This window comes from Salinispora pacifica CNR114, from assembly GCF_000514775.1.
Classification (GTDB): Bacteria; Actinomycetota; Actinomycetes; order Mycobacteriales; family Micromonosporaceae; genus Micromonospora; species Micromonospora pacifica.
On the sequence record NZ_AZWO01000007.1, the window covers coordinates 213,337 to 221,610 of the forward strand.

Here is an 8,274-nt window from a genome sequence, read left to right on the forward strand (position 1 = left end):
CCCAAGATTGGCAGTGGGCAATCACCAGTAGAAGTGCATCCCGTATTGCCGTCGGTCAGGTGTGGGAACGGATTCATTTTTGAGTGCTGGGTGCCCTGATGACCGCCTCTTGGGGCAGCGTGGTGACCTCCCGCAACTGTCCGTCCGGCTGGACGGCTATGAGCGTGGTTGCCTGCTGACCTGTCAGGGTCTCCACCTTGCCGAATAGGACATCGGATCCATCCGATCCGACCACGTACCAGTATTGGAACCGGTTGTCCCGGGACGGGATGTCCTGGCGGTCGGTAATCTCTCCGGCGGCGTTGACCCGCAGCACTGCCGTGGGGTCGGGCCCCTCGCCGGGATAGGTGGCGACGACCAGCGAGTATCCGCCGTCAACGGCGGGGTGCACGGCATCGTGCCACCCCAACGTCTCGGCGGTGTCGAGCCATCGGGTCGCGTCGACGTCAATCGTGCGTGCTGCCGTCCCGGTGCCGGCGGTGAGGGTGATTCGAGTGCTACGTAGCCGGCTCGGGCCGAGTAGGTCCGGCGTCGTGAGCACCTCACCGGTCGGCAGTAGCCCGACGATGAGGTCCTCCTCGGCGACGTCCACGGCTGTGCGGGTGCCGGTGCCGAGTTGCAGCACCGTGTACGTGTTGTCCTGTCCATCGTGGTAGTCGCCGAGCAGTATCCGGGACGAGTCCACCGACCAGGCCCAGACGCCAACCCGGCGCTGCGGTCCGGACGAAGCGACCGTCCAGACGTGGTCGCCGGTTAGGTCGCGGATCTTCATGTCTTGGCCTGCCGGGTAGCTGAGCCACCGGCCGTCCGGGGAGAGCGATGCGCCGATCGCGGTCATGCCGACATCGTCTGAGGGCACGAGGTGGTGGGCGCCGGTGGCCAGCACGATCTGGGTCGAGCAGTCCCGACACGGCGCGTACACCAATGTGGCGGCACCGACCGCGGTCGCGGGTAGGGGCGTTGCGGCCGCCGGTGCTTGGGCTGACGCGGTGACACCGGGTCCGAGGGGCTGCGTGGGTGCTGGGCCCGAATCTGGGCGTACCGCGAGGACGGCGCCGATGGTGATCGCGACCGTCAGCACCGCCGGCAGCACCAGGGCGCTGTTTCGCCGGCGGCGACGCGCGACAGCGATCGCCCGTTCCGGGTCGGCGTAGCTACCGGCCTCTTCGGCGAGCGTACGGTAGGCGCTACGGAAGTCCTCGGTCATTTCCTCGCCTCCGATGAGGGGTGCGAATCCAACAGGTGCGCAGGCTGCTTCCGGAGGCGTACGAGTGCGTCGTGCGCGTGTCGTTTGACCGTGCCCACCGAACACCGCAGTAGTCGAGCGGTGTCGACCTCCGACAGATCTTCGTAGTACCGCAGGTACAGCACTGCCCGTTGACGGGGCGGGAGCCACGCCAAGAGGCGAGCGAGCGCGGCCTGTTGGGTCACGTGGTCGGCGACATCGGCCCCGCCCGACCGGTCCGGCACGCTGGCGCTTGGTAGCTCGATTGGGCGTCGCCGTCGATACCACGAACGGAGCTGGTTCACCATCGCCGTCCGGACGTAGGCCTCGGGGTGGCCGTCCCGCTCGATTCGGCGCCAGTGCCGCGCAGTCCTGGCCAGGGCCTCCTGCAGGAGGTCCTCGGCTGCCTGGTGGTCACCGGTCAGTAGGTAGGCGGCCCGGGAGAGAGCCTGTCCCCGCGACAGAACGAACTCCCGAAATCCCGCGTACTGCTCCTGACCCGACATCTCCGCCCCCTGACCCGCATCCGCTACCTGTCTAACGCCGGTCGGCGGGAGGCAGGTTGAGTCGTTCGACTTCACGAATCGAATTCGGCGTGGGTGAGTGTCCTGGCCGCGACCGAGGCGCTGCTGTCCGTGTTGTGCCGGCCGGCCGCCGGGGTCCTGGCCGATCGCTTCGACCGGGCGCGGGTGGCCGCGGTCGGTGCGATCCTCTTCGGGCTTTCACTCTTCGGGTACGCGCTTGCAAACAACCTTGGCGTGGCGTTCGGCGCTGCTGTCTGCAACGGAATCGGTGGCGGGCTGTTCTGGGTGGCGCCGCGAGCGCGCGTCGGTGAGCACTTGCGCGACGATGCGGCGGTCTTCAGTCGGCTGTTGGCGGCCGAGGGGACCGGCATCGGGACCGGCTTCCTCATCGCGCTGACACTCCTCGACAACGACCGGTGCCAGCTGGTCTTTGCCACCGCCGGGGCCGCCTGCCTACTGGCCGCGGTGCTGCTCCTGTCCAGCCCGACGCAGACCGGCGGGCGGTCGCGCACCCAGGCCGACCTGCGACAGGTCACCCGCCGGCTGCGCCCACTGCTCGTGGTGGTGGCGGTCACCGCTACCGTCGAGTTCGGAGTGTCCCTGCTGCTCTTGCTGCACCTACAGCGGGGCTTTGGCCTCACCGTCGGTCAGTTGGCACTGGTATTTCTGCCCGGTTTCGTCATCCTCACCGCGCTGCCGCTGCGCCTGTACGCAGTCGTACGGCGGATCGGACGCGCGGCAACCCTGACCTCCTCGCTGGTTGCCAGCGCCGTCGTCGCCGTCGGGTTGGCCTTCGCGGCCACGCCGGTCGTCATCGGAGCACTGTGGGCAATCTTCCCTGCCTGCCTGGCGGCAGCGATCCCGGTGGAGCAGGTCGTCGCCGCCGAGGCCTCCGACGGCAGCCTCAGGCGCGGAATGGGCATCTGCGGACCTGGTGGCGACGCCGGCGGCGGAGACCGTGCCATCGGCGCCGCCACCGCAGCGCCGCCGCTCGCCGGCCGAGTTGCGGCGTCGCTGGACCGTCCGGGCGGCCGTGTTCATCGCCGGGCAGGTGGCCTTCGCGGCACCCAGCCACTCCTGGCTCGCTACGGTCGCGAGCGGCCGGTTCACCCTGCTGGAGGCCGTCAACGGCGACCTTGGCGACGCGCCGTGGCAGCTGGGCGCCAGTAGGATTTGGCTGATCATCTTTCTGGTCGACTCGATCTGGACCTGGACCGGGGAAAGGGTAGGTGGCTTTGCGCGCGTACCGCGAGCTGCTCGGCACGCCGGGTGCTGTCCGCTTCGTGTCCGCCGGCTTCGTCGGTCGGCTGCCCATGTCGATGCGCAGCCTCGGCTGCCTGCTCATGATCTCCATTCAATCCGACTCGTACGGCCTCGCCGGCGTGGTCACCGCGGCGCTCACGTTGGCGCAGGCGGTTGCCGCCCCGGCGTTGGGGCGGGCCGCCGACCAGGTCGGGCAGCGGATCGTCATCGCCGTCTCGGTGTTCGTACACGCCTTCGGGATGGTGGCGCTCGTCCTCCTGGCCAGCCGATCGGCCCCGGCGTGGACGTTGATCGGCTCCGCCGTGCTCGTGGGGGCGTCGGCCCTGCCGCTCGGCCCGTTGGTCCGGGCCCGGTGGACGGTACTCGTCGATTCGGCCCGGCTGCCGACGGCGTATGCTTTCGAATCCATCCTCGACGAGGTCGTCTACGTGGCCGGTCCGATGCTGGTCACCGCCTTGGCGGTGGGCTGGTTCCCGGCGGCCGGGCTGCTGTGCTCCCTGGCGCTCACCGTGCTCGGCTCGCTTGCGCTCGCCGTCCAGCGGCGTACCGAACCACCGCGGGCGCCTCAGCAACGGCGGGCGAGTGCGGTCCGGGCCCGGGGCATGGGGGTCCTGCTCACCATCTACGCCGGCCTCGGGGTGTTTCTCGGTGCGGTCGACGTCGCTGTGGTGTCGTTCAGTTCCGAGCGCGGCGCCACCGGTGCCGCGGGCGTGCTGCTCGCGCTGTTTGCGGTCGGCAGCCTCGTCGCCGGGCTGGTGTACGGGTCGGTGCCGATCGGCCGGATCACGTCCCTGCAACGCCTCGTGGGGTCGGCCGCCGCGCTGTGCGTCGTCGCCGTGCCGATGGTGTTCGCGGACACCGTGCCGGTGTTGGCCGTCGGCGTCGTGCTCGCGGGTGTCGCCGTGTCGCCGATCCTGATCTCCGGAAGTTCGCTGGCCGCATCACTGGTGCCCCGCGCCGCGCTGACTGAGGGGTTCGCCTGGCTGTCCAGCGCGGTGGCGGTCGGCCTGGCCGCCGGAGCTGCCGTCGGCGGCCAGGCGGTGGACGCGACCGACAGCACCACCGCGTTCCTGCTCGCGGTGGTTGGTGGCGTCATCGGGGCGCTCGCGGCTGTGCTCGGGCGCCATCGCCTCCGGCCCCGGTCAGCTCCGGTCCCCGGCGCCAGCCCGGTCGTGGCCGCTACCGTATCCACTTCGTTCCACAGTACTGATCGCCCGTGACCTGCCCGGCGCGGATTCCGCACCGGGCGGGTCACGACGAAATAATCTGCCGGTGTTGCGTCGGCTGCGAGAAGGTACGGGTGCGGCGTCGAGTCGGAAGCTCCACATCAAGCTGAGGACTTTTCTTCGTGACCAGATGCAAGATATCGTTCGACGGCTTCCATCCTGGCCGTTATGGCGCTTGATTTATATTGGTGATAGTCCATCTTGATTACTGTGCTGACCCTCGGCGATCGCACTGATACCGCATCGACCGCGTTTTTGATCACCTCGAACACCTGATCCCAGGTTTCGCCCTCGATCAGGGTGAACATCGCATCAGTGTGGTTCGGTAGACCCGACTCGCGGACCACGCGTACGGCTTCAGCCACAAGTTCACCGATGTCTTCGCCGACGCCGAGTGGAGTGACCGAGAACGCGACCAGAACGGGCATAGCTGCATCCTCCAAGATCTGGCGAGGCTGGCCTGCTCAGCCTATCTGCAGAGAGCCGGTGGTGAAGCTAAAGCGCAGACTGAATCCAGTGTTACTGGGGTGGATCCCGCGCTGGAGTATCCACCAGTCACCCCTCCCGGGGGGCGCTGGCTGGACCGAATCAAATTCGGCCAACCCCTGCGATCATGATTGAGTTGAGCTGCATGGTCATGCTGTTCTCACTTCGTCGCTCTCCTGCGCGCCAACGAAAGGTGAGCGGACGGGGTTCGTGGACCGTAGGCCCTTGATGAGGAGCCAGCCACCGGCAATGACTTCGAAGGCGAGCATCGGCAGCCACAGCAGTATCCCGGCGCCTTCGGCGGTGACGGCGCCGGCGGCACTTTGCACGGGGACGCTGACGGCGAGCAGCAGCGATGCGAGCAGGCCGAGGCTGGCCAGCGGTCGGGGGATCGCGCGGGACCGCAGCAGTAGGTAGGCGAACACGGCACTGCCGACGGCGAAGAAGCAGGCGCCGACGTTCGTGCTCCACGCAGCGATGTCGACCGTCGCCGCGCCCAGGTCCCGGGCGCTGTCCGTACGTTGCCGGCTGAGCGACAGGAGCAGCATGGCACCGAGGATCTGTACCGCGTAGAGTCCCGACTCCACCGCCCGGCAGACCAGGGCGAAGGCGGCCAGAGACGGGTCCTGTCGCCGGGTGATGGCGTGCAGCATGGCGGCCAGGCCCAGCGTGGCGGTGCCGGCGACGGCCAGCAGCACGATGCTCAGCCGTAGCCCGGACGGGTCTGTGGCAATGTCGTCGAGCCGCTCCGCGATGCCGGCGCCGCTGCCGGCAGCAGCCGAACTTGCCAGGACGACCGCGATGACCAGTAGGAAGAGGGCACCGGCGAGGCGGGCAGCGGACCGTTCGGACATCGTTCCTCCAGCAGTATCGTGGCAACCCCGGGTCGGGCTGCGGCGGGTTCGAGCGGCGGGCGGCGACCTGCGTCCCGCGATCGAGGTGGACCGATCGTGCCGGGTAGACGTTGGGCCGGCGTTGTGCAGGCGTTGCGCAAATGTTGAGCTGCGGGTCGGGGCGGGGTATCGGACGCGGGAGTGGCTATGGCAGGGCCGGCGGTACGCATACGGTTGCTCGGTGGGGTCGAGGTGGTGGACGGGAACGGCGCCGCCGTCGACATCGGGGCGGGTAAGTGCCGTGCGCTGCTGGCGGCCCTGGCGTTGCAGCCCGGCGTGGCGGTTCCGGACTGGCGGCTGATCGATCTGCTGTGGGGCGAGCAACCACCCCGGACAGCCGTCCGAACCCTGCAGTCGTACATCGCTCGGCTACGGGGCGGTCTGGGCGCCACGAGGATTGTGCGCTCGGGTGCCGCGTACCGTCTCGATGTGCCCGCCGATGCGGTCGACGTGATCCGGTTCGGCCGGCGGGTCGAGGCCGGCGACCTCGCCGGTGCGCTCGCCGAGTGGACCGGCGATCCGCTGGCCGGGGTGCCGGTGCCCGGCCTGGCTGCGGCCGTGGACGGCCTGGTCGAGCGGTGGCTCGGCGCCGTCGAGGCCGATCTCGCCGCCCGGGTGGACGCGGACGCCGCAGCGACCGTGGGGCCGTTGACCGAGCTGAGCGCGCGGTATCCGTTCCGGGAGGGCATCTGGGCACTGCTGATGACGGCGCTGTACCGGGTGGGCCGGCAGGCCGACGCGCTGGCCGCGTACCGCACTGCCCGGCAACGGCTGATCGAGCATCTGGGTGTGGAGCCCGGGCCGCGACTGCGCCGCCTGGAGGTGGCGATTCTCGGCCAGGACCACCGCATCGGCGGCGAGCAGCGGTCCGAGCCGGTCGACCGGCTGCCCCGGCGCGCCGTACGACTGCTCGGCCGCGACGATGACCTTGACCGTATCGGCCAGGCGTTGGCCGAGAGCCCGGTGGTCACCCTGGTCGGGCCGGGTGGCATCGGCAAGACCGCGCTCGCCGTCGCGGCCGCCCAACGGGCCCGGTTCGAGCACGGTGCCTGGCTGGTCGACCTGACCGAGATCACGACCGACCAGGACGTTCCCCAAGCCGTCGCCGCGGCGGTGCGCGTGGAGGAGGGCCCAGGCCGATCGCTGAGTGAGTCCATTGTGCTGGCTCTGGGCTCACTCCGGGCGCTGCTCGTGCTCGACAACTGCGAACACGTCGTGGACGGCGCGGCCCGCCTGGCCCAGGCCGTCGCCGACGGCTGTCCGCAGGTGCGGGTGCTGGCCACCGCACGGGAACCGCTCGGTCTCAGCCACGGACTCGAACGGCTGTTCGCCGTGCCACCCTTGCCTGCGGCGGGGGCCGGCGCCGACCTGTTCGCCGAACGTGCGCACGCGTTGACCGCCGCGGTCACGACGGATGCCGTACGGGAGGTGATCGAGGAGATCTGCCGCTGCCTCGACGGGCTTCCCCTCGCCATCGAGCTGGCCGCCGCCCACACCGTCAGTCACACCCCGCAGGAGATCCGCGAGCGTCTCGACGATCAGCTCGGTCTACTGGTCGGCGGGCGGCGAACCGGGGCGGACCGGCACCGCACCATGCGCGCCACGATCCAGTGGTCCTACCGGCTGCTCACCGTGGCCGAACAGGACCTGCTACAACGGCTGTCGGTGTGCTCCGGCCCCGTCGACCGGGCCGGAGCTGCGGCCGTTGCCGCCGGCAGCGGCTTGGACGTCAACGATGTGCTGCACCGCCTCGTGCAGCGCTCGATGGTTACCGCCGAACCCGGCCCGTTCGGCCAGCAGTTCAGGTTGCTGGAACCAATCCGCCAGTTCGCCGCCGAACACCTCGCCGCGGGACCGGCGGCCGCACCCGCCCAGACCGCGCACACCCGGTACGTGCGGGAACGGGTGACCTCGCTGCACGACCAGCTCACCGGACCGGCGGAAGTCCAGGGGGTCGCCCGGCTGGACGAGCTGTGGCCCAACCTTCGCGTAGCGGTGGACCGGGCCTTTGCCCGCGGCGACTACCGCCTCGCCCATGACCTGTTCCGGCCGATCGCCACCGAGGCCGCCCGACGGCACCGGCACGAAGTCGGGCAGTGGGCGCAACGCCTCCTCGAACAGGCACCGCCCGAGGACCGGCCGCGGGACGTGACCGGCCTGATCGCTGCCGCGTCCCGCTATCACGTCCGTCAGGATCCAGCCGGGTTCGACGCCCTGGTCCGGCAGCACTGCGAACCGGCCGACCCGGTAGCCCGGCACCTGCGGGCCAACGTCCACGACGACTACGCCGCGCAGATACACACGGCGCCGCCAGCGCTGGCCGAGCTGCGCCGGCTCGGCGCCGATGATCTCGCCGCGCAGGTCGAGGTCGACCTCGGCGTAGCGTTGGTCTTTCAGGGACAGTACGCACGCGGAGAGGCCCAGCTCACCCCGCTCGTCGACCGGTTCCGCAGCCACGGCCCACCCACCCTGCTGCACTGGACGCTGATGCTGCTCGGCTTCTCCGCCGCCTTCCAAGGTCGACGGGCCGCCGCGGACACGTTGTTCGACCAGGCGATCGATGTGCCGCTGCCGGCACGCACCCACTCACCGAACCAGTCCGTGCGTGCCCAGGCGCTGTTCCGGCGCGGCGACCGCAGAGCCGCCTACCAGCTACT

The 8,274-nt window shown here is 70.0% G+C and carries 6 protein-coding genes and 1 pseudogene; 3 read left to right on the forward strand and 4 right to left on the reverse strand.

Annotation, left to right across the window (positions count from 1 at the left end):
• Positions 1-73 precede the first annotated feature (73 nt).
• Both B118_RS0106625 and B118_RS0106630 read right to left on the reverse strand, forming a co-directional pair.
• Positions 74-1,207: a hypothetical protein gene (locus B118_RS0106625; protein WP_018812563.1), complete on the reverse strand. Its 1,134-nt coding sequence runs from the start codon at positions 1,205-1,207 to the stop codon at positions 74-76.
• Positions 1,204-1,731 (reverse strand): SigE family RNA polymerase sigma factor, encoded by a 528-nt coding sequence (locus B118_RS0106630; RefSeq protein WP_018812562.1) that lies wholly within the window; start codon positions 1,729-1,731, stop codon positions 1,204-1,206. The genes B118_RS0106625 and B118_RS0106630 overlap by 4 nt, the downstream gene beginning before the upstream one ends.
• Before the next feature lie 93 nt (positions 1,732-1,824).
• On the opposite strand from B118_RS0106630, the pseudogene B118_RS0106635 reads away from it, so the two are divergent.
• Together B118_RS0106635 and B118_RS0106640 are read left to right on the forward strand one after the other, a co-directional pair.
• Positions 1,825-2,965, forward strand: a pseudogene (locus tag B118_RS0106635) (MFS transporter); the annotation flags it as partial.
• Positions 2,966-2,984: 19 nt separating this feature from the next.
• Positions 2,985-4,232, forward strand: a complete 1,248-nt coding sequence (locus tag B118_RS0106640) for an MFS transporter (protein ID WP_026270929.1) — start codon at positions 2,985-2,987, stop codon at positions 4,230-4,232.
• 107 nt (positions 4,233-4,339) lie between these two features.
• On the opposite strand, the gene B118_RS29955 is transcribed toward B118_RS0106640, so the two are convergent.
• Together B118_RS29955 and B118_RS0106645 are read right to left on the reverse strand one after the other, a co-directional pair.
• Positions 4,340-4,666 carry an MTH1187 family thiamine-binding protein gene (locus tag B118_RS29955; protein WP_080645085.1) on the reverse strand — a complete coding sequence of 109 codons (327 nt, stop codon included), beginning with the start codon at positions 4,664-4,666 and terminating at the stop codon, positions 4,340-4,342.
• Between the two features lie 207 nt (positions 4,667-4,873).
• Positions 4,874-5,578 carry a DUF4386 domain-containing protein gene (locus tag B118_RS0106645; protein WP_018812559.1) on the reverse strand — a complete coding sequence of 235 codons (705 nt, stop codon included), beginning with the start codon at positions 5,576-5,578 and terminating at the stop codon, positions 4,874-4,876.
• A 186-nt stretch (positions 5,579-5,764) separates the two neighbouring features.
• Between B118_RS0106645 and B118_RS0106650 the strand changes: the two genes are divergently transcribed.
• The coding region (locus B118_RS0106650) for an ATP-binding protein (RefSeq protein WP_028192541.1) at positions 5,765-8,274 on the forward strand (2,510 nt) is incomplete at its 3' end.

What these genes read in the sequence shown, in the direction of transcription:
- B118_RS29955 (WP_080645085.1), bottom strand. Translation starts at nt 4,666, where the DNA reads ATGCCCGTTCTGGTCGCGTTCTCGGTCACTCCACTCGGCGTCGGCGAA.
- B118_RS0106645 (WP_018812559.1), bottom strand. Translation starts at nt 5,578, where the DNA reads ATGTCCGAACGGTCCGCTGCCCGCCTCGCCGGTGCCCTCTTCCTACTG.
- B118_RS0106630 (WP_018812562.1), bottom strand. Translation starts at nt 1,731, where the DNA reads ATGTCGGGTCAGGAGCAGTACGCGGGATTTCGGGAGTTCGTTCTGTCG.
- B118_RS0106625 (WP_018812563.1), bottom strand. Translation starts at nt 1,207, where the DNA reads ATGACCGAGGACTTCCGTAGCGCCTACCGTACGCTCGCCGAAGAGGCC.